Origin of the sequence: Ruegeria sp. ANG-R (genome assembly GCF_000813985.1) — a bacterium.
Lineage (GTDB): Bacteria > Pseudomonadota > Alphaproteobacteria > Rhodobacterales > Rhodobacteraceae > Ruegeria.
The window spans coordinates 1143663-1168448 of record NZ_JWLJ01000001.1; the positions used below are offsets into that span (position 1 = coordinate 1143663).

Sequence of the window (24786 nt, forward strand, 5' to 3'; positions counted from 1 at the left end):
GCGCCGCCTTTAGCCGCGCAGAACCCTAATCGGGTTCACGTCATACTGGTTTGCTATCCGTCCCTCGTACGATGCCGTTTTCTGGTCATTATCTACCAGATTTAGTGGCTCGTCTTTCGGCCCATACAATCTGGCGTATATTCCCATATCAGGTCAACGCCCTTTTTCCGCCATTTGTGAAATCTTTTAGCTTGACCTATTCCGCTCGACCGGCGGATTTCCGCCAGATCACGATTCCTCCACAGGCCTGTTCCGGGCCAGAGCGCTACGGGCACAAAATCCCGTAGTGTGATTTTTCGTATCGTTCCGCCACAGTTAGGGGCAGTTGATCAAGCAGCCTGACGTTAGGGATGTTTTCAGAGAATCATCGTCACGACGACGCAGCGCATGTCATAAATGAACTGAGGCGATTTTTCCTGATGGGAATCCTATTCAACATGCGTTTGTTTTCTCTGGTATCTGTTCTGGCTTTTATCGTGTCCTGCACATCACAGGAGACCCCACCGGCCTCTCGCAGCGCTCAATTCACCGGATATCCGCAGAATCTGTTTAGTTCCTTCAAAACCGATTGCGCAGGACCCGGCGACAAATACGTCAAGACGGCGACCGGCAGCTTTGAATGCCGAGAGACCCTGCCCCCCGAGGCAACGGCCTATCTGATTCTCAGTTTTGACGGATATCCTCAAAACCTGCCGCAAATTGTGACTCGCCTGAGTTCGACCAAGAATCAGGCGGGATACCGCGTGGATGCAGACATGTTCTTTCTGGTCCCGCAGAAAAGCGGCGATACGCTGCGGATACCAATCGAAAGCGAAGAATTAGACAGGGTTTTTTCTAGACTCTACACCAAATACGGAGGAACGCCGGTGTAAGAGAAGAAGTGGTCGGGGCGGCAGGATTCGAACCTACGACCCCCTGTACCCAAAACAGGTGCGCTACCAGACTGCGCCACGCCCCGGACCGTGCGCCTTCCTAAACGTGCCGATCTGATTTGAAAAGGCCTAACAGGGCCAAATTGCGGGACCTTGCGAAAAAATTTCATGGCGCATCTGTGACCCAGGCCGAATGGCGTAGCGCTCGGCCAGTCCGGCGTTGATCTCCAGAACGGCATAGACCGAATTTCCCCCCTCGATCGCGCTCAGATCACCCGGTATCGCGCCTTTATGCACGCGAGTCACCGTGCCGGTGCGATCCAGAAAGATGATGTCGAGCGGAATCAGGGTATTCTTCATCCAGAACGACACGGGTTGCGGGGGATCGAAAATGAACAGCATCCCGGATCGGCTGGGCAGACTTTCGCGAAACATCAAACCGCGTGATCGTTCCTGAGGGGTCACGGCCAATTCAACATCGAAACGAATCTGTGCCAGGTCGTTACGGAGTTCGACACGGTCAGGGCGGCATTCAGCCTGTGCGACCCCGCTGAACAGAACTGTCAGGATCACCAGTGCCAAAGCTGTTTTCATCATTCGGAACCTAGCTGTTCAGGGCTGCTTCCCAGGCCAGAACCTGCGCGGCCATCCGTCCGCGCTTTCCGTCGATCACCCGCATGGCCAACGCCTCGCCTGGCTGCAGATCGGCCAGACCCGAGCGGCGCAGAACCTCGATATGCAGAAATACATCTTCGTTGCTGCCGAAGACATTGGCAAAGCCAAAGCCCTTGCCCTTGTCGAACCACTTCACACGGGCCGCCTCAAGCGGAGCGCTACCGATAATCTCGGGATCGAGTTCGGCAAAGTCTGCCAGCATCATCGTTTCGGCACGAACCGGCGGATCAACACTGATCACCTCGACCGCCTGAACGCCGCGGTCGGTCTTGTGCGTCATGATCTCGATGCCGGCGCCATCCGCGACCGAGCTTTGCCCGAAATTCCGCAGCACGTTGACATGCAACAGAATGTCCGGGCCGCCTTCGTCGGACACAACAAATCCGTATCCCTTCGCGGGATCGAACCATTTAACGTGTCCACGGACGCGATACATGCTGTTCAGATCTTCTGGCACTGTTTTCCCATTACGATGATAGGCAGGTCGTTAAGGGTTTGTTGTTTATGGTATTGGTCCGCAAATTCAAGCTGAAAAAACCTTTTAACAGCAATCACTTGCATTTCACGATACGCGAACGTCATGGATTCAACCTCTGCACTTGCCAGTCGGAATCAGCACTGTGCCGTTTCCACTGAAACCTGTCATGCAACCTGAAGGCACCATCGGCCCAGAATTCGACTTCGACAGGCGACACCCGGTACCCCCCCCAGAATTCAGGGCGAGGCGGGTTGGTACCCAGCTTTGCGGTCACCTTGGCCACCTCGGCCATCAGGGACGCGCGGCTCTCCAGAGGTTGCGACTGGCGCGACGCCCAAGCGCCCAAACGGCTTTTGAGCGAACGCGAGGCATAGTATTCGTCCGCCTGCGGCCCATCCTCTTTGGTGATTATACCACGAACTCGGATTTGGCGCCGCAAAGATTTCCAGTGCATCACAAAGGCGGCTTTGTGGGCACTGTCCAATTCCTGAGCCTTGGCACTGTGATAATTCGTATAAAAGACAAATGCGTCTTTTTCGATGTCCTTCAGCAGAACCATCCGGGCATTTGGCAAGCCGTCCGGGTCCACGGTCGCCAAAGCAATCGCGTTAGGGTCGTTAGGTTCAGTCTTTTCCGCCTCCGCCAGCCACCGAACCGCGATTTCAAACGGATCAGCCCCGGCAAAGATGCCATTATGCTCGTTCATTTCCATCCCCTGGAAATAATTAACACGACCCTAAGGCGAGAACCCGCTGCGGGCAAGAGCGCATGGCCTTGAAGCAGGACAATCAATGGCATAAACCAACCGAACACAACGCGACGACAGGCGGAGAACGGAAGATGTCAAATCAGTTGATGGCCGGAAAACGCGGCCTCATCATGGGACTGGCCAATGACAAATCAATCGCATGGGGGATCGCCCGCGCCTTGTCCGACGCCGGGGCCGAGCTGGCCTTTTCCTATCAGGGGGACGCGCTGAAAAAACGCGTCGATCCGCTGGCTGCGCAATTGGGCAGTGAAATTGTCCTGCCTTGCGATGTCAGTGATGAAGACTCAATAGACAGTCTGTTCAGTGCTCTTGAACAGAAATGGGGCAAGTTGGACTTCGTTGTTCACGCGATTGGTTTCTCGGACAAGAACGAACTGCGCGGGCGCTATGTTGACACTTCCCGCGCGAATTTCAATCTGACCATGGATGTTTCGGTCTATTCTTTCACCGCCGTTATGCAGCGCGCGGAGAAGATGATGAACGAAGGCGGCAGCGCGATTACGCTTACCTACTACGGTGCGGAACAGGTCATGCCCCATTACAATGTAATGGGCGTCGCCAAGGCAGCACTTGAGGCGTCAGTCAAATATCTGGCTGAGGACCTCGGCAAAGACGGCATCCGCGTCAATTCGATCTCGGCCGGTCCGATCAAGACGCTTGCGGCCAGCGGCATCGGCGATTTCCGCTATATCATGAAGTGGAACGAGTATAACTCGCCCCTGCGCCGGAATGTGACCATCGATGATGTGGGCAAATCGGCGCTTTATCTGCTGTCTGACCTCAGCAGCGGCGTGACCGGTGAGAATCTGCACGTGGATTCAGGCTATCACATCGTCGGCATGAAGGCCGTCGATGCGCCGGACGTTGAAAAAGGATAATAGAATCATGAGCGCCAAGGACCGCCTGCCCCACGAAAAAGGCTTTCACATCAGCTGGGATCAAATCCACCGCGATTCTCGTGCGCTGGCCTGGCGTCTGGACGGACAAGGGCCCGATGACGGTGCCTGGCGCGCGGTTGTGGCCATCACCCGTGGCGGCATGGCGCCTGCGATGATCGTCAGCCGCGAATTGGATATCCGCACGGTCGATACAGTCAGCGTAAGATCCTATCACCATCAGTCTCAGGGAGAGGCCGAGGTCCTCAAAGCCCCCAACGCCGATTTGATGGGCGATGGAACCGGTATCCTGATTATCGACGATCTTGTCGACAGCGGCAAAACGCTGGAACTGGTGCGCGAGATGTATCCCAAAGCGCATTTCGCCACCGTGTACGCCAAGCCCAAGGGCCGCCCGATGGTCGATACCTTCATCACCGAGGTCAGTCAGGATACCTGGATATTCTTCCCGTGGGACATGGCCCTGCAATATGTGGAACCCTATCGGGGCACCGATTGATCAAGTCATCTCGCTTGAGCGCTAAAACTACGGAAACACCATGAAAATGACCCGCACCGCCGCCACCTTTGCCCCTCCGGTAATGGAGGCGCGGCGGTGGCTCGACGGGGTTGAATTTGCCGCCGACCGCCCGCTGATCAATGTCAGTCAGGCGGCTCCGGTCGATCCGCCGCCGCTTGCACTGCGGCAGGCAATGGCTGATTTCGCGGTAGCTCAGGACAGCGCGCATCTTTACGGGCCGGTTCTGGGCAATGACGACCTGCGCTCAGAACTCGCAACTCAGATCAATGGGCATTACTCCGCGAATCTGTCCGCTGATCAGGTCGCAATCACCTCGGGCTGCAATCAGGCTTTCTCGGCCGCGATCTCGGCAATTACCGATCAGGGTGATGAGGTGATCCTGCCAACCCCTTGGTATTTCAATCATAAGATGTGGTTGGATATGGCCGGCGTCAAAACCGTCGATCTACCAACGGGCGATGATCTGCTGCCCGAACCGGACAAGGCGCGGGCCCTCATCACTGAGAACACGCGGGCTATTGCCCTGGTTACTCCGAACAATCCCGGAGGGGTAGAATACCCCTCGGACCTTGTTCGCAGGTTCTACGATCTCGCACGGGAGACGGGGATTCGTCTTCTGGTCGACGAAACCTATCGCGACTTCGACAGTCGGTCCGGCGCGCCTCACGACTTGTTCCAGCAGCCGGATTGGGACACCACGTTCGTGCATCTCTATTCGTTCTCGAAAGCCTACCGTCTGACCGGGCACCGCGTGGGTGCGATTGCGGCCGGAAATCCGCTGTTGGCCGAGATTGAGAAGTTTCTGGACACCGTCGCAATCTGCCCCGGCCAGATCGGCCAGTTTGCCGCGTTGTGGGGGATGCAGAATCTCTCGCAATGGGTTTCAGGCGAACGGGATGAGATTCTCGACCGGCGGGCCGCCATTGCCGAGGAAATGCCACGTCTTGAGCGCAGGGGCTGGCGCTTGCTCGGGCTGGGTGCCTACTTCGCCTATCTTGAACATCCCTTTGGCGTCGCATCGGACGAGCTGGCGCGGCGGTTGGTGCCCCAAGCAGGTATCCTGCTGTTGCCGGGCACCATGTTCATGCCGGCAGATGAACCTGCCGGAAAACAACAGGTTCGCATCGCATTTGCCAATCTCGACCGCGCGGGAATCGCGCAATTGTTCGACCGATTGCAGGCCCTGTCCTTCTAAGCTTGCCCCTCGGCTGCGCGCATCGTATTCAGTGCCGCAACCGACAGGGCAGACACCTGCCGACAAAACCAAGAGGGCACCATGGCCGCAGGCATGAAAAACCTATCCAAAACCTTTGTCTGGATTCTCATGGGTCTTCTGATGCTGGGCCTTGCCGGGTTCGGCTCGACCAGTCTGATGGGTGAGTTGCGCACCGTGGCCGAAGTCGGCGATGAAAGCGTTTCGGTCGACGCGTATTTCCGTGAATTGCAGCGCGAAATCCGCGCGGTCGAAGCGCAGACCGGTCAACCGATGCAGATTTCTCAGGCGCATGACCTTGGTCTCGACCAACTTGCCCTGTCGCGCCTGATCGCGCTGGCCGCGCTCGACAATGAGGTGGGGCAGCTTGGTATTTCGATCGGTGACGAAAACCTGCAGAGCGAGATCGTCCAGATTCCCGCGTTTCAGGGTGTGAACGGCAATTTCGACCGCGAAGCCTATCGCTTTCAACTCGATCAGGTTGGCATGACCGACACCGAGTTCGAATCGGACCTGCGCAAAGAATCCGCCCGCACGATCGTGCAGGGCGCAGTCATGGGCGGGGTCGAGATGCCGCGCACACTGACCGAAGCACTGGCGAATTATGTGTTGGCGCGCCGCAGCTTTACCGTCGCGACCCTGTCTGCCGATGCGTTGGAGACGCCCGTGGCAGAACCGACGGACGCTCAGATTCAGGCTTTCTATGACGAGAACGCCGATCTTTTCACCCTGCCCCGCACCAAGCAACTGACCTACGCTATTCTGTCGCCCGAAATGCTGGTCGACACGGTGGAAATTGACGAGGATGCGCTGCACCGTCTCTATGATCAGCGCGCCGAGCAGTACTTCCAGCCCGAACGCCGTCTGGTCGAGCGCCTGCCCTATCCCAGCGAAGACGCCGCAACCGAAGCACTGGCCCAGTTGGAAGTCGGCGGCGCAGATTTCGAACAGCTGGTCCGCGACAGGCAGCTTGAACTGAGCGATGTTGATCTTGGCGACGTCACTCGTGAAGACTTGGGCGATGCCGCCGACACCGTATTCGCGGCAGAGATCGACGATGTTGTCGGCCCTCTTCCCACGGTGTTCGGCCCTGCGCTGTTTCGGATCAACGGATCGCTCGCCGAGAACAATATCAGTTTCGAAGATGCCGAGGCGGAACTGCGCGAGGAACTGGCCGCAGAACGTGCCCGTCGCATGATCGAAGCGCAGGCCGAAGACATCAACGATATGCTGGCAGGTGGTGCCACGCTAGAAGAACTGGCCAACGAAACCGAAATGGAGCTGGGCAATATCGACTGGACCCAGCAAAGCGACGATGGCGTCGCTGCGTATGATGGTTTCCGCTCGGCTGCCGAAGCTGTGCAGGAAAGTGATTTCCCCGAGGTTGCGTTCCTCGAAGACGGTTCGATCTTTGCGTTGCGCCTGAATGAAGTATTACCGCCGCGCCCCGAGCCGCTGGAAACTGCGCGCCCGCGCGTCGCAGAGGCATGGATTCAGGCTGAAACCGGCAAAGCACTGCAAAATCAGGCCAATACCGTGCTGACGCAACTGGCTACCGATGGTGATTTCGCCGCAACGGGCCTGCCATTCCGTGTTGAAAACGCACTGACCCGCACGGCATTCCTTGACGATGTTCCGGCGGATTTCATGACTCAGGTGTTTGAAATGGAACCGGGTGAGCTGCGCGTTATTCCCGGAAACGGTACGGCCCTGATCGTGCGTCTGGACGAAGAACTTCCTCCGGCGGAAACCGACGAACAGCGTCAGATGCAGGATGCGCTCGCCGCCCAGCTTAATCAGGCATTGGCACAGAACATCTTCGATATCTTTGTGCGCGACGCCCAGACACGCGCACGCCCTGTGCTGGATCAGCAAGCGCTGAACGCAGTGCGGGCAAGCTATTAAAAGAGACCGCACATGGCCCTGACCCCGGATTTCGAGACCTTCGCCCGTGCGTATGATGCGGGCGAGAATCAGGTTGTCTACACCCGGCTTGCCGCCGATCTGGATACGCCTGTATCTCTGATGCTCAAGCTGACAGGGGCACAGAAAGACGCTTTCATGCTCGAGTCGGTGACCGGCGGCGAGGTGCGCGGACGCTATTCCATCATCGGCATGAAGCCCGATCTGATCTGGCGGTGTCATGGCGAAGCTTCGGCTCTCAACCGGTCGGCCCGGTTCGATGCCGAAGCGTTCCAAACGCAAGATGGCAACCCGATGGACAATCTGCGCGCCTTATTGGCCGAAAGCCGCATCGCATTGCCGGATGATCTGCCACAAGCTGCTGCCGGGCTATTCGGCTATCTGGGCTATGACATGGTCCGGCTGGTGGAGTACCTGCCCGACGTTAACCCGGACCCTTTGGGCCTGCCGGATGCGATCATGTTGCGCCCTTCGGTCATCGCTGTGCTGGACGGCGTCAAAGGCGAGGTCACCGTCGTTTCGCCCGCGTGGGTCAGCGAGGGCCAGTCCGCCAAGGCAGCTTATGCTCAGGCGGCGGAACGCGTCATGGACGCGGTGCGTGATCTGGAACGCGCCATGCCTGCCGAGACACGGGATCTGGGTGACGCAATCGAAGTCGGGGCTCCGGTGTCGAATTTCACCAAGTCCGGCTACATGGAGGCCGTCGAGAAGGCCAAGGAATACATCCGCGCGGGTGACATCTTTCAGGTCGTCCCGGCCCAACGTTGGACACAGGATTTCCCGCAGCCACCTTTTGCCTTGTATCGCTCGCTGCGGCGCACCAATCCTTCGCCCTTCATGTTCTACTTTAACTTTGGCGGTTTTCAGGTTGTTGGAGCCAGCCCCGAGATTCTCGTGCGTGTCTTCGGCAACGAAGTTACCATACGTCCTATCGCCGGCACGCGTCCTCGTGGTGCAACGCCGGAAGAAGACAAGGCAAATGAGGCCGATCTGCTGTCCGACAAGAAAGAGCTGGCCGAGCACCTGATGCTTCTCGATCTGGGTCGCAACGATACCGGTCGTGTGTCAAAGATCGGCACCGTGCGCCCGACTGAGGAATTCATCATCGAACGCTACAGCCACGTTATGCACATCGTGTCAAACGTGGTTGGTGAACTAGCCGAGGACAAAGACTCACTGGATGCGTTCTTTGCCGGAATGCCCGCTGGTACAGTTTCGGGTGCGCCGAAAGTGCGCGCGATGGAGATTATCGATGAGCTCGAGCCAGAAAAACGTGGGATCTATGGTGGCGGCGTCGGGTACTTCAGCGCGGGTGGCGACATGGATATGTGTATCGCCTTGCGCACGGCTATCGTGAAAGACCACAAGCTATATATTCAAGCAGGTGGTGGCGTCGTCTATGACAGCGACCCCGAGGCCGAATATATGGAGACCGTCCACAAATCGAACGCCATCCGTCGCGCAGCGGCCGACGCGGCTCGATTTACCGGAAGCGGAAACAGTTGAGCGGACGGCGGCTGCTCAGTGCCGCCATTCACAACTCAGGAGCCTGAATCATCCTGCTCAACTTCGTTCATCATCACCGCTGAAATCGGCGCCATTGCAACGCGGCTTCCGCGATCCTCGAGCCCCCACAGCAACAGGGCCGAGATCGTCTCGGGGCGCAGACGGCCCAGCATCACGACCGCGCCTTCCTGACCGGCCCGGAATGCCGCCTGATCCAGAAAGCGCCGCATGATCTTGGGGTCCTGTTTCGCACCATCAAAGTCGCGGAACACGACGCTGGACGGAACCCCGTTGCGTGCGGCCAGCTTTTGCACGGTGTTCAGACCGTTATCCTGCGTAACCAATCCGCGCCCGGTGTCCCCTGCAATCGCAGCAATCTGATCAGCCAGCTTCCTGTTGCCCTGAATACCGGTTCCGACACCTTCGAGAATGCCGACGGTGTGGGGCAGTTGATCCAGCCAGACCGATAACGACACCTCGGCGTCCTGCGCACTGGCGGCTTCATGCATGTCGATCAGGGCCAATACCTCGAACCCGGCCTCGCGGTGGCGCGCCATCTTCTCGGCGGCGTCCGGGTCCGAGGGGCTGACGGCAAAGCTCAGCGGATACGGGAAGTCCTGCAGGGCTTCGGCTCCGAACGCGCCTTCATCGTCAATCAGAATAATCGACATCAATGGCTTGGATTCGGGGTTTGCGAAGGTGGCCGCATGTTCTTCGATCGGCTTCGCCACTGCTGCAGTTTCCAGTTCGAGCTGCTCGGCAGGCGGGTCGTCCCTGTCGGTCAGTGGCACGACACGCTTGCCGATCAGTGTTCCCGAGCTCGAGGATTCGTTCCCGCCAATCTGTGGCAGTGTCAAAACGCGTGGCTGGCGAACGGGGCGCGTATCCTCTTCGCCTTCAACCGCGATCGGGCTCTTATCAGGTACGTTTTCATCCTGCGGCGCCGCCGATTCAACATCTGGAGCCTGATCAGCCTCGGGCTGCAGGGCGGCGACCTGAGGGGCTTGCTCCTCGGGCGCCTCTTCTGCCACTTGTGGTTCTGGGGTTTCTTCGGGTTCCGGCGGCAATGGCGCATCTGCAACGACCGCCGGTTCGACATCCTGCTGCGGCGCTTCCGGCGCGGCAGACGGAGCGGGCGGTGCCGCGGGCGCATCTGTTTGAACAGTCACGGCAGGCGCTGATATACTTGCCGGCGCATTGGTTTCGGAAGGTGTTTCACCCGCCTCGGGGCGCGTGCCGGGATCAAGTTCAATATCGGCCAGGCTATCCAGCGAATCCGATGAAACCTCGGGACTTTCAGGACCAGATGGCGGCAATTCCACCAGATCGGCATCGATGCCGGTTTCATCCACCTGCGCTGCCTCTACAGGCGCGGGCGCTTCAGCCACTTCCGGCGCCGCTGCAGCGACTTCAGGCTTTCTGGACAAAGGAGTGGTCAGGGACAGTACCACGCCCAATGCCAGTACAGCGACCGCCCCGGCGATCAGTCCACCGAAAAATCCGCTCATCGAAGTCTTACCTTTCGCTTTGCTTCCCGCCTCAACCGTCAGTACGCCATCTTCTGCGGCGCTCACCTGTGCGCGAATGCCAAGTTGGGTATGTCCTCTTGACGCTGCCGCACAAGCCTGAGCATGTATGTCCCGACATTATACCGCGCTCAGGGGCGGCATCGCCAGCCTGAAATGCCCATAGGAAGATAAGTGCCCAAATGCTGCTGCTGATCGACAACTATGACTCGTTTACCTACAATCTCGTCCACTATCTGGGCGAACTGGGCGCCGAGATGGTCGTGCGCCGGAACGATGCGCTGGATGTGCAGGAAGCGATGGCGATGAATCCGGCAGGAATATTGCTGAGCCCCGGCCCCTGCGATCCGGATCAGGCCGGTATCTGCCTGGCTTTGACCGAAGCCGCCGCCGAGACGCAAACACCGCTGATGGGCGTCTGCCTAGGCCACCAGACCATTGGTCAGGCGTTTGGCGGCAAGGTCGTGCGTTGCCATGAAATCGTGCACGGGAAAATGGGCACCATGAATCACACCGGAAAAGGAGTGTTCGCTGGCCTGCCCTCGCCCTTCGAGGCGACGCGATACCACTCTCTGGTCGTGGATCGCGACACCCTGCCCGGCTGTCTGGAAATAACGGCCGAGTTGGAGGATGGCACCATCATGGGCCTGCAACACAAAGAACTGCCGATCCACGGTGTCCAGTTCCATCCCGAATCCATCGCGTCCGAGCACGGCCATGCCCTGCTCAAGAACTTCCTGAATGAAATGAAAGTCCCCGCATGAGCGACGCATTGAAACCGCTGATCGGCGCTGCAGCTGACCGGCCCCTGACCCGTGCCGAGGCTGGACAGGCCTTTGGAATCCTCTTCGACGGTGCAGCGACGCCCAGCCAGATCGGCGGGCTGTTGATGGCAATGCGCACCCGGGGCGAGACGGTAGATGAATATGCGGCGGCCGCAGCCGTGATGCGCGCGAAGTGCAATGCGGTAAAGGCTCCTGCAGGCGCGATTGATATCGTTGGCACAGGGGGCGACGGCAAGGGTACTCTGAACATCTCGACCGCCACAGCGTTCGTTACGGCGGGTGCCGGTGTCACGGTTGCCAAGCACGGCAACCGCAATCTAAGTTCGAAATCCGGTGCGGCTGATGCGCTGGGACAGCTTGGCATCAACGTGATGGTTGGGTCGGACGTGGTTGAAAAAGCGCTGCAAGAGGTCGGCATCGGGTTCATGATGGCCCCGATGCACCATCCGGCGATTGCACATGTCATGCCCTCGCGGCAAGAACTTGGGACACGAACGATTTTCAACATTCTGGGCCCGCTGACCAACCCTGCCGGGGTGAAACGGCAGCTTACCGGCGCGTTCAGCCGCGATCTGATCCGCCCGATGGCGGAAACCCTGGATCTGCTTGGGGCCGAGCACGCCTGGCTGGTGCATGGCTCGGACGGCACGGATGAGCTCACGATCACCGGGGTCAGTTGGGTCGCGTCGGTCGAAGATGGGGTTCTGAAAGAAGTCGAGCTTCATCCCGAAGATGCAGGTCTGCCTGTTCATCCGTTCGAGGATATCATCGGCGGTACGCCCGAAGAGAACGCCGTCGCATTCCGCGCTTTGCTGGATGGGGTCCCGTCCGCCTACCGTGATGCGGTCTTGCTGAACTCGGCCGCCGCCCTGGTCGTGGCGGACGCGGCGGACGATCTGCATGAGGGGGTCGCAATGGCCGCCGAAAGCATCGACAGCGGCAAAGCCAGAGACAAAATCACCGCCTTGGCGCGCATTACACAGGAAGCCGCATGACCGAGACCGTTCTGGACAGGATCAAAGCCTACAAGCTTGAAGAAGTTGCTTCGGACAAAGAGCATAAATCTCTGGAAACATTGGAATCCGAGGCACGGAACGCGCCCGAAATACGCGGCTTTTCCGACGCTCTGCATGAAGCGATGCGCTTGGGGTATGGCCTGATTGCCGAGGTCAAAAAGGCGAGCCCCTCCAAAGGTCTGATCCGGGCCGATTTCGATCCGCCCGCCCTTGCCCAGGCTTATGAGGCCGGCGGCGCGGCCTGCCTGTCGGTCCTGACCGATACGCCCAGTTTTCAGGGAGACAAATCCTATCTGACCGAAGCACGCGCCGCCTGCTCGCTGCCCGCGTTGCGCAAGGATTTCATGTACGACCCGTATCAGGTTGTCGAGGCCCGCGCATTGGGCGCCGACTGTATCCTGATCATCATGGCGTCAGTCAGCGATGCACAGGCCGCCGAGCTGGAGCAGACCGCCTTTGACTGGGGCATGGATGTCCTGATCGAGGTTCACGACGCTGATGAACTCGAGCGTGCGACACAGTTGAAAAGCCCGCTGATCGGAATAAACAACCGAAATCTCAAGACTTTCGAAACCACTCTCGATACGACACGCCACCTGTCGAAGCTGGTCCCGGCGGACCGGACGATCGTCTGCGAAAGCGGCCTGAGCACACCTGCTGATCTGGCGGACATCGCCCGTTATGGTGCGCGGTGTTTTCTGATCGGTGAAAGCCTGATGCGACAGGAAGATGTTGCCACTGCCACGCGTACTCTGTTGGCCAACCCGCTGATTCCCGGGGTGATGTGATGTCGCTGACTCATTTCGATGCCAAGGGTCAGGCCCATATGGTGGATGTGTCCGGCAAAGCCGTCACCGACAGGGTCGCGGTGGCAGCGGGTCACATCAGGATGGCACGAGAAACCTTTGATATCATTTCCGAAGGTCGCGCCAAGAAAGGCGACGTTCTGGGCGTGGCGCGCCTCGCCGGTATCATGGGCGCCAAGAAAACACCGGATCTGATACCGCTTTGCCATCCTCTGCCCGTGACCAAAGTTGCGGTCGAGCTGACTCTGGACCCTGATCTTCCCGGCGTGCGGATCGAGGCAACCGTCAAGACTTCTGGCCAGACCGGCGTGGAGATGGAGGCCCTGACTGCGGTCTCGACGGCGGCATTGACGGTTTATGACATGACCAAAGCCGTGGACAAGGCGATGGAGATCGGCGGCATTCGCGTTCTCCTGAAAGACGGTGGGAAATCAGGTCGTTACGAGTCGTCATGATCACCGTTGAAGAGGCGCGGTCCCTCCTGTTTGATCTGGTTTCACCTCTGCCCGCAGAGACGGTTCGCCTTTCCGGGGCAGCGGGCCGGATACTGGCTGACAACGTTGCCGCAACCCGCGATCAACCACCTTTTGCGGCCTCCTCGATGGATGGCTATGCCGTCAAGGCGACCGAGGTCGAATTACACGCCATGTTCAAGGTGGTGGGCGAAGCAGCGGCGGGTCATCGCTTCGGCGGGACGGTCGGTCCTGGCCAAGCCGTGCGGATATTTACTGGCGCACCTGTACCAGATGGTGCGGATTTCGTCGTCATACAGGAAGATGTCGACAGGCGCGGCGATCTGATCACCATCACCGATGCCCCCGGTTCCAAGAATAATATCCGCCCCGCCGGTATCGATTTCAGAACCGGGACACGGATTACGGCACCTCGCCAGATCCGGCCCGAGGATATCGCGCTGATGGCAGCGATGAACATCGCCTCGGTTCCTGTAACCCGCAAACCGGTGATCGCCCTGATTTCGACCGGTAACGAACTGGTGATGCCCGGCGAGACACCGGGCCCGGATCAGATTATCGCGTCGAATACCTTTGGCCTTAAGGCATTGCTCGAAGAATGCGGCGCACATGTGCGCATTCTTCCAATCGCACAGGACACTGTCGCCTCGCTGGAAACCGGCTTCGGTTTGGCGCAGGGGGCAGACCTTGTTGTGACGATCGGAGGGGCATCGGTCGGCGAATACGATCTGGTCGCCGATGTCTCGGACGGCCTTGGGTTAGAACGATCATTCTACAAGATCCGTATGCGTCCCGGAAAACCCTTGATGGCTGGGCGCCTCGGCGATGCCGCAATGGTTGGCCTGCCGGGCAACCCGGTCAGCGCCATGGTTTGCGGCTATCTGTTTCTGGTTCCCATGGTGCGCCATATGCTGGGAATGGATCACGCCGTCGCGCCGCTCCAACAAGCGATACTCTCCGCACCTCTCGCCAAGAATGGCCCGCGCGAGCACTATATGCGCGCGGTTCTGGATCATACCGGCATTCGCGCCTGTGAAGATCAGGACAGCTCGCTTCTCAGCGTTTTAGCACAGGCAAATGCGTTGCTGGTACGGCAACCGCACGATCCCGCACGCACAGTTGGAGATGAGGTCACCTACCTGCCAATCCAGCAAATCCGTTGACACAAAACGTGAACATGCGTAGAACAAAAGAAAACGCATGAGCAGCGAGGTGCGAGCGATGCTGACCAAGAAGCAATTGGATTTGCTGGAATTCATCCACAAACGCGTGCAGGCGGACGGTGTTCCGCCAAGTTTCGACGAAATGAAGGCGGCACTGGATTTACGGTCCAAGTCGGGCATTCATCGCCTGATCACCGCTTTGGAGGAACGTGGATTTATCCGTCGCCTCGCCCATCGAGCTCGTGCGATTGAAATTGTGAAGCTGCCGGAAAGCCTGGGTGGCGAACCCACCGCGGGATTCAAACCTCGGGTGATCGAAGGCGACCGGCCCGAAGGACCACGACCTGCCAATTTCGAACCCGTGACCATTGACGCGCTGGAACTTCCCGTAATGGGCCGGATTGCCGCCGGTGTGCCGATCGAAGCGATCAGCCATGTCTCGCACCACGTCGCGGTGCCTGGATCGATGGTATCGGGCAGCGGGGATCACTATGCGCTTGAGGTGCGGGGGGATTCTATGATCGAAGCCGGCATCAATGATGGTGATGTGGTGGTGATCCGTGAAACCACGGCAGCCGATAACGGTGACATTGTGGTCGCGCTTGTCGAAGATCAGGAAGCCACATTGAAGCGGTTCTTCCGCCGTGGTCAGGCCATCGCGCTTGAAGCTGCCAACCCGGCCTATGAAACCCGTGTGTTGCCTGAGGACAAGGTGAAAGTTCAGGGTCGCCTCGTTGGTCTGATCCGAAGCTACTGACGGGGTCTCGGTGACCACAGGCGGCGACCAGAAACTTCGGAACTGCTGAGCAAACGCCCTTTGGAAAAGGCCAGGCTGCCTGTTTTCTGCAGTATATCGGGGTCATACACACTGCACTCTCCCGTCAGAGGCAGCGATACCGATGCGATGATGATCTGGTTCGGTCCGCATTCGGCAAATCCCTGCGCAACCCGTTTACCCGTAAGGTGAACAAACTCCTTGTCGCCCACCAGATAGCGCTGGATTCCACCGGATGCATCAGGCCAACGCTGCGCTGCCTTTGGCTGATCCGCGCCGTCACCGTCATTCTCCAGCCAGACTGACGCGACAAAGCCGCTGCCCTTGCGTTTGCTCAAGGCCCGGCCCTGTTCGGTCATCACACCTACAAGCCCGCCGCTCTCGGCGATCAGCGCATCAGGGCGCTGTCCCTGCCCCCACATCGCGATCGCCGCGATTGCCGGAACGACACCAAGCCACCTTGCGCGGCCCTGCCACAGAACCAACCAGAGAAAAGACATCGCCAGAACAGGCAATACAAAATCCGCCGGGCTCACCACATACCCCTGCGCACCGTTCAGCCCTGAAACCCAACGTGCAACTGCAAGTATCCATCTAAGCCCCGCGCCCATCACATGCAAAGGCAGCGATTCGAGCCCGAAAGGTGCCAGAAGTGCGGCAACGACCGCCGACGGAACCACCACCGTCCCCATCACGGGCACAGAGAGCAGATTAGCCAATAATCCGTAATGCGACATTGTGTTGAAATGTGCCGCCCCGATCGGCGCTGTCGCGATCCCGGCAATGGCCGACGAGAGCAGCAAAGCCAACACGGGCCGCATCCATTTCGGGGCCGGCATAGGGCCATGGTCGCGCAAGCCACCAAACGCCGCCACAAGCGCCGTTGTTGCCGCAAAAGACATTTGGAACCCCGGGCTCAACAGGGTTTCGGGGCGCAGTACCAGCACGATTAACGCCGCAACCGCGACGGCCCGCAACGAAATCGCGCGGCGATCCAGTAACACTGCACCCAGCATGACACAGACCATGACAAAGGCGCGCTCGGTCGCGACGTTGCCGCCAGACAGAAGCAGATAGATTGTCGCAGCGACGAGGGCGCAGATTGCGGCCAGTTTGCGCACCGGCAGACGTAAGGCCACGGCCGGAAGCATCGACAGCCCGATCCGGCACGCGACAAAGACAAACCCTGTCAGCAATCCCATATGCAACCCGGAAATGGCCAGAAGATGCGCCAGATTGGATGCGCGCAACATCTCCAGCGACGCCTGCCCCATCCCGCTGCGGTCACCGGTGGTGACGGCGGCAGCAAAGCCTCCGACCTCGCCAGGTAAAATCGCGCGCACCCGGTTCGCGATTGCCATGCGCCAGGCCGTAATACGGACGCCCTCGCGCCCGTCCCGAGCGGGCGCGACAGTCAAAACCGGAACCCGGGTGTAACCGACTGCGCCGAGTTGTTGGAACCACGCATGACGGCGAAAATCGAACCCTCCGGGTTCAACAGGACCCTGGGGTGGTGACAGATGGGCGGTTGTCATAATTCTCTGCCCCGGAGACAGAGCCACGGTATCGCCATGCAACGACAGCCGGATGCGCCGCGGCCTCTGATCAGCAGGAACGTCCCCAATCCGAACCTGATCCAAAGTCACCCGCAGCGCATCCGACGCAGAGCGGTCCAACGCTACGACCCTCCCCTCGACCGGGCCGTAAAAGCGCCATTGCAGAACCGGCTCTGCAACCATATGAGCCCGGCCCCCCGCAAGCAGGAAACCCGCGGCAATCAGAGCCATCCCGATCGCCAGCGGTCGCCACGCAACGCGCAGCCAGCGGGTGCAGGCAATTGCAAGCAGCGCAAATGCCAAAACCCCGCCATACAAATCAGCTTTGGGTTCGAACCTGAGGCCGAAGTACCAGCCGATCCCGACCGCAAGACAGACCGGAGACCACGGAAACAGATGACCCCGCTGGGTCAGCAACGCGGTCTCGACCCGTGTCAGAACACGCATGGTTGCCCCCGTCCTTCGGGCTGGGTAGATAGTCGCCAAACTATGCCCGCTAAGGTTACCAAAAGGTTAATCCACACAATGTCCGATCAGGTCGTCACCCGCTTTGCCCCCTCTCCCACCGGATTTCTGCATATCGGTGGCGCCCGTACCGCATTGTTCAACTGGCTTTATGCAAGAGGTCGCGGAGGCAAATTCCTGCTCCGGATTGAGGATACGGACCGGGAACGTTCGACGCCGGAAGCGACCGCTGCAATTCTGCAGGGCATGGAGTGGCTGGGGCTGGATCACGATGGCGATGTGATCAGCCAGTTCGAAGGCGCAGCCCGGCACGCTGAGGTCGCGCAGCAACTTCTGGCTGAAGGCAAAGCATATAAGTGCTTCTCGACCCAGGATGAGATCGCGGCGTTCCGCGAGCAAGCGCGGGCCGAAGGGAAATCGACCTTGTTTCAAAGCCCGTGGCGGGACGCCGATCCGGCAACCCACCCTGACCTGCCATTTGTGATCCGGATCAAGAGCCCTCAGGATGGCACGACCATCATCCGCGATCAGGTGCAGGGAGATGTGACCATTCGCAACGATCAGCTGGATGATATGATCCTGCTGCGTTCGGATGGTACCCCGGTCTATATGCTGGCCGTTGTGGTTGATGACCACGATATGGGCGTGACGCATGTGATCCGGGGCGACGATCATCTGAACAATGCGGCCCGCCAGATGATGATATACGAGGCGATGGGTTGGGACGTGCCGGTCTGGGCGCATATCCCGCTAATCCATGGTCCGGATGGCAAGAAGCTCAGCAAGCGCCACGGAGCGTTGGGTGCTCAGGAATATCAGGCCATGGGTTATCCGGCGGCGGGGATGCGCAACTATCTGGCTCGGCTGGGCTGGAGCCATGGGGATGATGAGTTCTTTACTGATGCCCAAGCCAAAGAGTGGTTCGACCTGGATGGCATCGGCAAAAGCCCGGCGCGATTTGATGTAAAGAAGCTGGAAAACCTTTGCGGTCAGCATATTGCCGTAGGGGAAAATGCTGCGTTGCAGCATGAGATTCAGGGTTATTTGTCGGCAGCGGGTCTGCCACCACTGACTGACACACAATCGAGTGATCTCATCCGTGCGATGTATTGCCTCAAGGATCGCGCACGCACCTTCCCGGAACTACTTGAAAAAGCTACATTTGTGTTGACGTCACGCCCCGTTCAACCAGATGACAAGGCCGCAAAAGCCCTTGCCTCTGTATCCGACGGTATACTGAAAGAATTGACGCCGCAGCTGCAAAATGCTAGCTGGTCCCGGAACGAACTGGAGGAGACCCTGAATTCGTTCGCAGAGGCGAACGGGGTTAAGTTCGGCAAACTGGCCGGTCCGCTGCGGGCGGCGCTGGCAGGCCGGGCAGTGACACCTTCGGTATTTGACATGATGCTTGTGCTGGGGCGGGATGAAACCCTGGCGCGGCTTTCTGATGCAGCGAACCCAACCTGATTTCACATTAGGGTAACGCTGCTCCGCTAAGAACGGACTGCGCGACGGAACGCAGTCGTTGCCTGCTTTGCCGGACAGCGATCCGGCATGTGCACGAATGAAGAAGGGATAAACATGACCGAGAGCCAAAAAACAGCCACCCTGACTGTCCATGGTGAAAGCTATGATCTGCCGGTGTTTTCTCCGACCGCGGGGCCCGATGTGATCGACATTCGCAAGCTCTATGGTCAGGCTGGGGTTTTCACATATGACCCGGGCTTCACCTCGACCGCGAGCTGTGACAGCACCATCACCTTCATCGATGGCGACAAAGGCGAATTGTTGCACCGCGGTTATCCGATCGAGCAGATCGCATCGAAATCTCACTTTCTCGAGCTCAGCTACTTGCTACTTTATGGTGAACTGCCATCCGCACGGGATCTGGAAAACTTCGAGACCACAATCACCCGCCACACGATGCTGCACGAGCAGATGCAGTATTTCTATCGCGGCTTCCGCCGGGACGCGCACCCCATGGCCATCATGGTGGGCGTCGTTGGTGCGATGTCGGCGTTCTATCACGATTCGACCGACGTTGCAGACCCACGCCAGCGCGAGATCGCCTCGCATCGCCTGATCGCAAAGATGCCGACCATCGCGGCCTGGGCCTATAAATACCACATCGGTCAGCCCTTTGTGTATCCGCGCAATGATCTGGACTATGCGTCAAACTTCCTGCGCATGTGCTTTGCGGTTCCCGCAGAAGACTACGAGGTGAACCCGATTCTGGCCCGCGCCATGGACCGAATCTTCATGCTGCAGGCCGATCATGAACAGAACGCCTCGACATCGACGGTTCGCCTGGCGTCTTCGTCTGGTGCGAATCCGTTTGCCTGTATTGCGGCCGGTATCGCGTGTCTCTGGGGTCCGGCACATGGCGGCGCCAATCAGGCCTGCCTTGAAATGCTGGAAGAGATCGGCAGCGTGGATCGGATTCCCGAATTCATCGAGCGCGCGAAGGACAAAGACGATCCCTTCCGCCTGATGGGCTTTGGCCACCGGGTCTACAAGAACTTCGACCCGCGCGCGACTGTGATGAAGCAGTCTGCGGACGAAGTTCTTGACCTGCTTGGTATCGAAGACAATCCCAAGCTGCAGGTCGCCAAGGCACTTGAAAAGCAGGCGCTGGAAGATCCCTACTTCATCGAGAAGAAACTGTTCCCGAACGTCGACTTCTATTCGGGCATCGTGATGGAGGCGATGGGCTTCCCGACCTCGATGTTTACCCCGATCTTCGCATTGTCTCGCACGGTTGGCTGGGTCAGCCAGTGGAAGGAAATGATTGCCGATCCACAGAACAAGATCGGCCGTCCGCGTCAGTTGTATCTGGGTGCGACAAGCCGCGACTACGTCGATATCGAGAACCGCTGACACCACCGTCGGAAGTCTACAGAAAGGCCCCGTTTATCGGGGTCTTTCTTGTTTATAAGCGTTACCAAAATGAAACCGTTCTGAACCAATCGCAAACTATCGGGTTGATCTTTCTTTCCGCGATGCTCCGTTCAGCTTAGTGTTGCCGGACCCGCGAATGGTTTTCTGGTCCTCATGCGTTTCTCCATATTGTTCTTGCCATTGTTGCTGCTTGCTCAGACAGCATCTGCACAAAGTTTGCTTGAAGATGCCTTTGAAAAGCAACAGCGAGAAAACGCTGCCGGGTCGCTCGCAATATTGGGGTTGGCGGGTATCCCCGACGATTCCGCCAGCGCCATTTCATTGCAATCAAACACCGACAATCGGGATTACGATTTCAAATCAGCCCAATTGGGCGGCGGCTTTCGCCTTGCCGAAGGTGTTCCAATATATCTTGAGGGGTACATTGGCTATGCGCGATACGATCCCGTTCTGACTTTCAGTGGAACCGGTGCGACGACCCGCATACCGCTGAAATGGACCAGCCTCGCTGTCACCGGAGGCGTCGGCTATCAGTTCGACATTGGCGAACAATGGAAGCTGACACCGATGGCCCATATCTCGATTGGGCGCACTCAGACCGATGCATCGGTCGGGGCACAGGCTATCGCCAACCGGTTGGGGCTTGATCGGGACTTTCTGGAAAGCGGCGGTATTTGGGCGGGTGGAGCTGGTGGCTCCATGACGGTCTCCTACGAAAAACCGTTGTCCAATGATCGTGAATTTGAAGCAAGCCTGCGCTACACACATATCGAATACTGGCCCATTGGCGACAATGAGGATCTTCTGGTCGAGTCAACCGCTGCCAACGCGGTTCTGTGGTCACGGTACCGTTTTCCAACCGGCAAACGCATGTTCGGACGTCCGGTCCGCTGGGTTGGCGATCTCTCTCTGTCTTATCTGATCGGGGATCAGTCCCTGGTACTGGGTACGGACTGGCTGGCCCGCGTCGGCGGCGGGATCGAGGTTGATCTGTCCGATACCTGGGTCCCCTGGGTCACCACGACCCGGCTGATGGTGCGGTACTATGGCAGTGATACTGTAAATGGGTTTACCGCAGGGATCGGTATCAGCTTTTGAGCGGATAGCGTCAAAACAAGGTCAACTGATCGCCCGCCTGCGGCGGACGGGCGAACAGATCACAGCGGAGCGGAGGTGCGTGCGTCGCCAGCCCAAAGCGCTTAACGGCAGCAGCGAACCGTTGCGCTATCATTTCGGCATAGACCCCTTCGCCACGCATTCGGTGTCCCCAACGTGGATCGTATTCCTTGCCTCCATGCATATCGCGCAGCCGGGCCATGATCTTCTGTGCCCTGCCCGCCTCATGCTCAGCCAACCAGCCCCGCCACAATTCGGACACCTCACGCGGTAAACGCAACATGATCCAGCTCGCCGCATCGGCACCCGCCTGTTTTCCCGCCTCCAACAGATGCTCAAGCTCGTGATCGGTGAGACCGGGGACAATTGGCGACGTCATCACCCGCACGGGCACACCTTCTTCCGAGAGCTTTCGGATCATGCGCAACCGGCGTTGCGGAGATGGTGCGCGCGGTTCCATCCGGCGCGACAAGTCGGCGTCCAACGTCGTAAGAGATATACCGACACGTACCAGGCCCTTCCGAGCCATCGGCGCCAGTATGTCCAGATCGCGCTCAATCAACGCGCCCTTCGTCACGATGGCCACGGGATGCTGAAACTCGCTTAGAACCTGCAAACAGTCCCTTGTTATTTCACGGCTTTTCTCAATCGGCTGATACGGGTCGGTGTTCGTACCCAATGCAATAGCGGCCACTTTGTACGACCGGGCGGACAGTTCGTGCCGCAATATGTCACCGGCATTCGGGCGCGCGATGAGACGCGTTTCGAAATCCAAACCCGGTGACAAACCGAGATAGGCATGGGTCGGTCGAGCAAAGCAATAAACACACCCATGTTCACAACCCCGATACGGGTTGATCGAGCGGTCAAACGGCAGATCAGGGGATTTGTTGTACGTGATCAGACTGCGGGCGAATTCGTCCCGAACCTCAGTTCGCAGAGGCGGCAGATCATCGGAAACATCCCAGCCATCCTCGGTCAGTTCGGTCGTGAACCGCTCGAATCGACCCGCTATATTCGAGGCTGCCCCGCGCCCCGGATGCTTCACACAAACGGGCAAATGTTCGCTATATGTTCCCATGGCTCAGGTGTAGTCTAAACTCATTCCGCTGACAAGCTCCGCACCCGACCCGAGAAATGCGCCAATTCATCCAACCCCCGAAAACGGTTGACGGAAAATGAGTTTCGCGCTGTGAATTGAAATCAATGCAGGATGATCTTGCAAAAATATACATCGCTAGGTGAAATATTTCGGCCTATAGGTCGGTCTCGGAACGACCTAGGTCGCAATCGTCACAGTAGAACTGCGACGAAATGGCCAAAACGGAAAAAATGCCACCACGGGCCGCAGGCCCGCACAGCTCAGGGAAATGCCCATGTCCGATGAAGAAGACATCGTCCTGTCCGAACTGAACGACGACGAACTCGTCGAACAAATGTTCGATGATCTTTATGACGGCCTGAAGGAAGAGATCGAAGAAGGTGTGAACATCCTGCTGGAACGCGGATGGATGCCTTATGACATCCTGACCAAAGCGCTGGTGGGTGGCATGACAATTGTCGGCCATGACTTCCGCGACGGCATCCTGTTCGTGCCCGAAGTGCTGCTGGCCGCGAACGCCATGAAAGGTGGCATGGCCATCCTGAAGCCATTGCTGGCTGAAACCGGCGCTCCGCGTGTTGGTAAGATGGTTATCGGTACGGTCAAAGGCGACATCCACGACATTGGCAAGAACCTTGTTGCGATGATGATGGAAGGCGCCGGGTTTGAAGTCGTTGACATCGGCATCAACAACCCGGTCGAGAACTATCTGGAAGCGCTGGAAAACGAAAAGCCCGACATTCTGGGCATGTCCGCCCTTTTGACCACGACCATGCCCTACATGAAAGTCGTGATCGACACGATGGTCGAACAGGGCCTGCGTGATGAATACACCGTTCTGGTTGGCGGCGCGCCGCTGAACGAAGAGTTCGGTAAGGCGATCGGTGCTGACGGCTATTGCCGCGACGCAGCCGTGGCCGTGGAAATGGCCAAGGACTTCATGTCGCGCAAGCATAACCAACTGGCCGGCTAAGGCACGAGACCATATCGTGAGACAGGCCGTCCATTCCAGGGCGGCCTTTTTTGTCTGACCCACAGACACCTATATAGCTAAAAAACCAGCCAGAGAGATCAGATGACCGGCCCAAAGATGCCAGATGATGACAGCCTGACCCGCAAGGGCTATGTCGCGCCGCACAGCACCGAGTCGATTCTGCTGATCGCCTGTGGCGCTCTGGCCCGCGAGATTTTGGACCTGAAAGAACGGAACGGCTGGGATCATATGGCGCTGACCTGCCTGCCCGCCATTTTGCACGTGCACCCGGAGAAAATCACTCAGGCAGTCGAGGATGCCGTCGCCAAGCATCGGGCCTCATACGACTGCATCTACGTTGTCTATGCCGACTGTGGAACCGGAGGTCTGTTGCAGGCAGCGTGCGAGCGGTTGGGAGTCGAGATGATCGAGGGGCCCCATTGCTATTCTTTTTTTGAGGGCAACTCGGCCTTTGCGGCACATGGCGATGATGAGACAACTGCCTTCTACCTGACCGACTTCCTCGCTCGGCAGTTCGATGCATTTGTCTGGAAACCGCTTGGTCTGGACCGGCACCCGGACCTGCGCGAGATGTATTTCGGGAATTACACCAAGCTCGTTTATCAGGCACAGACCGACAATCCAGAGTTGACGCGGCGTGCTCAGGAATGCGCCGAACGGATGGGGCTGGCTTTCGAGCGTCGGCAGACCGGTTATGGTGATCTGGAAACAACCCTGGCAGACTGGGCCGTGCGCAAGCCCGAATGACGGTCAGGCGCTGGCCAGCGCCACTTCGCGAATCCGTTCGATCATCGCTCGTAAACCGTTCGAGCGCTGAGCGGACAGGTGATCCTGCAATCCCAATCGCGCCAGTTCACCACCGGCATCTACCTTCGGCACGTCGGACACGGGCAAGCCGTTATACAGGGTGCGCAGAACTGCGATCAGCCCCCGCACGATCAGGGCATCACTGTCACCATCAAAGCGGAATTGACCATTTTCAATGGTTGGATGCAGCCAGACCTGACTGGCACAGCCATTCACTTTGGTTGCGGGGACCTTGAACGCCTCATCCAGCGGCTCCATCGCTTTACCCTGCTCAATGACATGGCGATAGCGGTCTTCCCAGTCCTCCAGGAACTCGAAATCTTCGACTATCTCTTCAAAGGCGGGCGTTGCCATGGCGGACTTGTCCTTGCGTTACGCGATCACATTTGTGACCTATGCTCAGCTTAACCGGCTGTCCAGCCCCTAGCGTGGCTTTTCAAGCGGTCGAATTT

Annotated in this window: 24 protein-coding genes and 1 tRNA gene; 17 read left to right on the plus strand and 8 right to left on the minus strand. The window is 58.4% G+C overall.

Annotated elements, in window-relative coordinates; genetic code table 11:
* Positions 1–419: 419 nt before the first annotated feature.
* Positions 420–872 carry a hypothetical protein gene (locus RA27_RS05680; protein WP_241484007.1) on the plus strand — a complete coding sequence of 151 codons (453 nt, stop codon included), beginning with the start codon at positions 420–422 and terminating at the stop codon, positions 870–872.
* A gap of 9 nt (positions 873–881) precedes the next feature.
* Here the strand turns inward: RA27_RS05680 and RA27_RS05685 are convergent.
* From RA27_RS05685 to pdxH, 4 genes are all read right to left on the minus strand, one after another.
* Positions 882–958 (minus strand) — tRNA-Pro (locus RA27_RS05685).
* Positions 959–1001: 43 nt separating this feature from the next.
* Positions 1002–1469 carry a DUF192 domain-containing protein gene (locus tag RA27_RS05690; RefSeq protein ID WP_039535719.1) on the minus strand — a complete coding sequence of 156 codons (468 nt, stop codon included), beginning with the start codon at positions 1467–1469 and terminating at the stop codon, positions 1002–1004.
* 7 nt (positions 1470–1476) lie between these two features.
* Entirely contained in the window at positions 1477–2004 is a 528-nt protein-coding gene (locus RA27_RS05695; protein ID WP_039535721.1) for a cold shock domain-containing protein, read from the minus strand.
* Between the two features lie 121 nt (positions 2005–2125).
* Positions 2126–2731, minus strand: coding sequence for a pyridoxamine 5'-phosphate oxidase (gene pdxH / locus RA27_RS05700; protein WP_039537036.1), 606 nt, complete (start codon positions 2729–2731; stop codon positions 2126–2128).
* A gap of 134 nt (positions 2732–2865) precedes the next feature.
* On the opposite strand from pdxH, the gene fabI reads away from it, so the two are divergent.
* The 5 genes from fabI to trpE all read left to right on the plus strand — a co-directional run bounded on the left by fabI (position 2866) and on the right by trpE (position 8852).
* Positions 2866–3672 carry an enoyl-ACP reductase FabI gene (fabI, locus tag RA27_RS05705; RefSeq protein ID WP_039537039.1) on the plus strand — a complete coding sequence of 269 codons (807 nt, stop codon included), beginning with the start codon at positions 2866–2868 and terminating at the stop codon, positions 3670–3672.
* Positions 3673–3679: 7 nt separating this feature from the next.
* Positions 3680–4189: a xanthine phosphoribosyltransferase gene (gpt, locus tag RA27_RS05710; RefSeq protein ID WP_039535723.1), complete on the plus strand. Its 510-nt coding sequence runs from the start codon at positions 3680–3682 to the stop codon at positions 4187–4189.
* Between the two features lie 40 nt (positions 4190–4229).
* A complete protein-coding gene (locus RA27_RS05715; protein WP_039535725.1) occupies positions 4230–5405 on the plus strand; it encodes an aminotransferase in 1176 nt (391 codons plus the stop codon).
* An 81-nt stretch (positions 5406–5486) separates the two neighbouring features.
* Positions 5487–7328, plus strand: a complete 1842-nt coding sequence (locus RA27_RS05720) for a SurA N-terminal domain-containing protein (RefSeq protein ID WP_039535727.1) — start codon at positions 5487–5489, stop codon at positions 7326–7328.
* A 12-nt stretch (positions 7329–7340) separates the two neighbouring features.
* Entirely contained in the window at positions 7341–8852 is a 1512-nt protein-coding gene (gene trpE / locus RA27_RS05725) for an anthranilate synthase component I (protein ID WP_039535729.1), read from the plus strand.
* Positions 8853–8887: 35 nt separating this feature from the next.
* On the opposite strand, the gene RA27_RS05730 is transcribed toward trpE, so the two are convergent.
* The gene (locus RA27_RS05730; RefSeq protein ID WP_039537042.1) at positions 8888–10360 is read right to left on the minus strand and encodes a divergent polysaccharide deacetylase family protein; all 1473 of its coding nucleotides are present in this window, start codon (positions 10358–10360) and stop codon (positions 8888–8890) included.
* A gap of 200 nt (positions 10361–10560) precedes the next feature.
* Here RA27_RS05730 and RA27_RS05735 point away from each other — a divergent pair, with 200 nt between their 5' ends.
* The 6 genes from RA27_RS05735 to lexA are packed head-to-tail and all read left to right on the plus strand — an operon-like array spanning position 10561 to position 15378.
* Entirely contained in the window at positions 10561–11142 is a 582-nt protein-coding gene (locus tag RA27_RS05735) for an aminodeoxychorismate/anthranilate synthase component II (RefSeq protein WP_039535731.1), read from the plus strand.
* Positions 11139–12158 (plus strand): anthranilate phosphoribosyltransferase, encoded by a 1020-nt coding sequence (trpD, locus tag RA27_RS05740; RefSeq protein WP_039535733.1) that lies wholly within the window; start codon positions 11139–11141, stop codon positions 12156–12158. Before RA27_RS05735 ends, trpD begins: the two co-directional genes overlap by 4 nt.
* Positions 12155–12967, plus strand: a complete 813-nt coding sequence (trpC, locus tag RA27_RS05745; protein WP_039535735.1) for an indole-3-glycerol phosphate synthase TrpC — start codon at positions 12155–12157, stop codon at positions 12965–12967. The genes trpD and trpC overlap by 4 nt, the downstream gene beginning before the upstream one ends.
* The gene (moaC, locus tag RA27_RS05750; RefSeq protein ID WP_039535736.1) at positions 12967–13440 is read left to right on the plus strand and encodes a cyclic pyranopterin monophosphate synthase MoaC; all 474 of its coding nucleotides are present in this window, start codon (positions 12967–12969) and stop codon (positions 13438–13440) included. Before trpC ends, moaC begins: the two co-directional genes overlap by 1 nt.
* Positions 13437–14621 carry a gephyrin-like molybdotransferase Glp gene (gene glp / locus RA27_RS05755; protein WP_039535738.1) on the plus strand — a complete coding sequence of 395 codons (1185 nt, stop codon included), beginning with the start codon at positions 13437–13439 and terminating at the stop codon, positions 14619–14621. The genes moaC and glp overlap by 4 nt, the downstream gene beginning before the upstream one ends.
* 58 nt (positions 14622–14679) lie before the next feature.
* Positions 14680–15378 carry a transcriptional repressor LexA gene (gene lexA / locus RA27_RS05760; RefSeq protein ID WP_039537045.1) on the plus strand — a complete coding sequence of 233 codons (699 nt, stop codon included), beginning with the start codon at positions 14680–14682 and terminating at the stop codon, positions 15376–15378.
* Here lexA and RA27_RS05765 read toward each other — a convergent pair.
* Positions 15372–17399 carry a ComEC/Rec2 family competence protein gene (locus RA27_RS05765; protein ID WP_039535740.1) on the minus strand — a complete coding sequence of 676 codons (2028 nt, stop codon included), beginning with the start codon at positions 17397–17399 and terminating at the stop codon, positions 15372–15374. The genes lexA and RA27_RS05765 overlap by 7 nt on opposite strands.
* Before the next feature lie 78 nt (positions 17400–17477).
* On the opposite strand from RA27_RS05765, the gene gltX reads away from it, so the two are divergent.
* The 3 genes from gltX to RA27_RS05780 all read left to right on the plus strand — a co-directional run bounded on the left by gltX (position 17478) and on the right by RA27_RS05780 (position 21413).
* On the plus strand, positions 17478–18884 hold the full coding sequence (gltX, locus tag RA27_RS05770) for a glutamate--tRNA ligase (RefSeq protein ID WP_039535742.1): 1407 nt from the start codon (positions 17478–17480) through the stop codon (positions 18882–18884).
* 114 nt (positions 18885–18998) lie between these two features.
* A complete protein-coding gene (gltA, locus tag RA27_RS05775) occupies positions 18999–20294 on the plus strand; it encodes a citrate synthase (RefSeq protein WP_039535744.1) in 1296 nt (431 codons plus the stop codon).
* 174 nt (positions 20295–20468) lie between these two features.
* Positions 20469–21413 (plus strand): autotransporter domain-containing protein, encoded by a 945-nt coding sequence (locus RA27_RS05780; protein WP_039535746.1) that lies wholly within the window; start codon positions 20469–20471, stop codon positions 21411–21413.
* Between the two features lie 10 nt (positions 21414–21423).
* Here RA27_RS05780 and RA27_RS05785 read toward each other — a convergent pair whose 3' ends face one another.
* The gene (locus RA27_RS05785) at positions 21424–22512 is read right to left on the minus strand and encodes a PA0069 family radical SAM protein (protein WP_052265181.1); all 1089 of its coding nucleotides are present in this window, start codon (positions 22510–22512) and stop codon (positions 21424–21426) included.
* A gap of 295 nt (positions 22513–22807) precedes the next feature.
* On the opposite strand from RA27_RS05785, the gene RA27_RS05790 reads away from it, so the two are divergent.
* Positions 22808–23506, plus strand: coding sequence for a B12-binding domain-containing protein (locus tag RA27_RS05790; protein WP_039535747.1), 699 nt, complete (start codon positions 22808–22810; stop codon positions 23504–23506).
* A gap of 102 nt (positions 23507–23608) precedes the next feature.
* Positions 23609–24274 (plus strand): DUF1638 domain-containing protein, encoded by a 666-nt coding sequence (locus RA27_RS05795; RefSeq protein WP_193746471.1) that lies wholly within the window; start codon positions 23609–23611, stop codon positions 24272–24274.
* Positions 24275–24277: 3 nt separating this feature from the next.
* Here the strand turns inward: RA27_RS05795 and RA27_RS05800 are convergent, their stop codons facing one another.
* A complete protein-coding gene (locus tag RA27_RS05800) occupies positions 24278–24688 on the minus strand; it encodes a SufE family protein (protein WP_039535748.1) in 411 nt (136 codons plus the stop codon).
* Between the last annotated feature and the right edge of the window lie 98 nt (positions 24689–24786).

What these genes read in the sequence shown, in the direction of transcription:
- trpC (WP_039535735.1), top strand. Translation starts at nt 12,155, where the DNA reads ATGACCGAGACCGTTCTGGACAGGATCAAAGCCTACAAGCTTGAAGAA.
- gpt (WP_039535723.1), top strand. Translation starts at nt 3,680, where the DNA reads ATGAGCGCCAAGGACCGCCTGCCCCACGAAAAAGGCTTTCACATCAGC.
- moaC (WP_039535736.1), top strand. Translation starts at nt 12,967, where the DNA reads ATGTCGCTGACTCATTTCGATGCCAAGGGTCAGGCCCATATGGTGGAT.
- RA27_RS05790 (WP_039535747.1), top strand. Translation starts at nt 22,808, where the DNA reads ATGTCCGATGAAGAAGACATCGTCCTGTCCGAACTGAACGACGACGAA.
- RA27_RS05690 (WP_039535719.1), bottom strand. Translation starts at nt 1,469, where the DNA reads ATGATGAAAACAGCTTTGGCACTGGTGATCCTGACAGTTCTGTTCAGC.
- lexA (WP_039537045.1), top strand. Translation starts at nt 14,680, where the DNA reads ATGCTGACCAAGAAGCAATTGGATTTGCTGGAATTCATCCACAAACGC.
- glp (WP_039535738.1), top strand. Translation starts at nt 13,437, where the DNA reads ATGATCACCGTTGAAGAGGCGCGGTCCCTCCTGTTTGATCTGGTTTCA.
- fabI (WP_039537039.1), top strand. Translation starts at nt 2,866, where the DNA reads ATGTCAAATCAGTTGATGGCCGGAAAACGCGGCCTCATCATGGGACTG.
- pdxH (WP_039537036.1), bottom strand. Translation starts at nt 2,731, where the DNA reads ATGAACGAGCATAATGGCATCTTTGCCGGGGCTGATCCGTTTGAAATC.
- RA27_RS05780 (WP_039535746.1), top strand. Translation starts at nt 20,469, where the DNA reads ATGCGTTTCTCCATATTGTTCTTGCCATTGTTGCTGCTTGCTCAGACA.
- gltX (WP_039535742.1), top strand. Translation starts at nt 17,478, where the DNA reads ATGTCCGATCAGGTCGTCACCCGCTTTGCCCCCTCTCCCACCGGATTT.
- RA27_RS05765 (WP_039535740.1), bottom strand. Translation starts at nt 17,399, where the DNA reads ATGCGTGTTCTGACACGGGTCGAGACCGCGTTGCTGACCCAGCGGGGT.
- RA27_RS05735 (WP_039535731.1), top strand. Translation starts at nt 10,561, where the DNA reads ATGCTGCTGCTGATCGACAACTATGACTCGTTTACCTACAATCTCGTC.
- gltA (WP_039535744.1), top strand. Translation starts at nt 18,999, where the DNA reads ATGACCGAGAGCCAAAAAACAGCCACCCTGACTGTCCATGGTGAAAGC.
- RA27_RS05795 (WP_193746471.1), top strand. Translation starts at nt 23,609, where the DNA reads ATGACCGGCCCAAAGATGCCAGATGATGACAGCCTGACCCGCAAGGGC.
- RA27_RS05720 (WP_039535727.1), top strand. Translation starts at nt 5,487, where the DNA reads ATGGCCGCAGGCATGAAAAACCTATCCAAAACCTTTGTCTGGATTCTC.
- trpD (WP_039535733.1), top strand. Translation starts at nt 11,139, where the DNA reads ATGAGCGACGCATTGAAACCGCTGATCGGCGCTGCAGCTGACCGGCCC.
- RA27_RS05730 (WP_039537042.1), bottom strand. Translation starts at nt 10,360, where the DNA reads ATGAGCGGATTTTTCGGTGGACTGATCGCCGGGGCGGTCGCTGTACTG.
- RA27_RS05680 (WP_241484007.1), top strand. Translation starts at nt 420, where the DNA reads ATGGGAATCCTATTCAACATGCGTTTGTTTTCTCTGGTATCTGTTCTG.
- RA27_RS05800 (WP_039535748.1), bottom strand. Translation starts at nt 24,688, where the DNA reads ATGGCAACGCCCGCCTTTGAAGAGATAGTCGAAGATTTCGAGTTCCTG.
- trpE (WP_039535729.1), top strand. Translation starts at nt 7,341, where the DNA reads ATGGCCCTGACCCCGGATTTCGAGACCTTCGCCCGTGCGTATGATGCG.
- RA27_RS05715 (WP_039535725.1), top strand. Translation starts at nt 4,230, where the DNA reads ATGAAAATGACCCGCACCGCCGCCACCTTTGCCCCTCCGGTAATGGAG.
- RA27_RS05785 (WP_052265181.1), bottom strand. Translation starts at nt 22,512, where the DNA reads ATGGGAACATATAGCGAACATTTGCCCGTTTGTGTGAAGCATCCGGGG.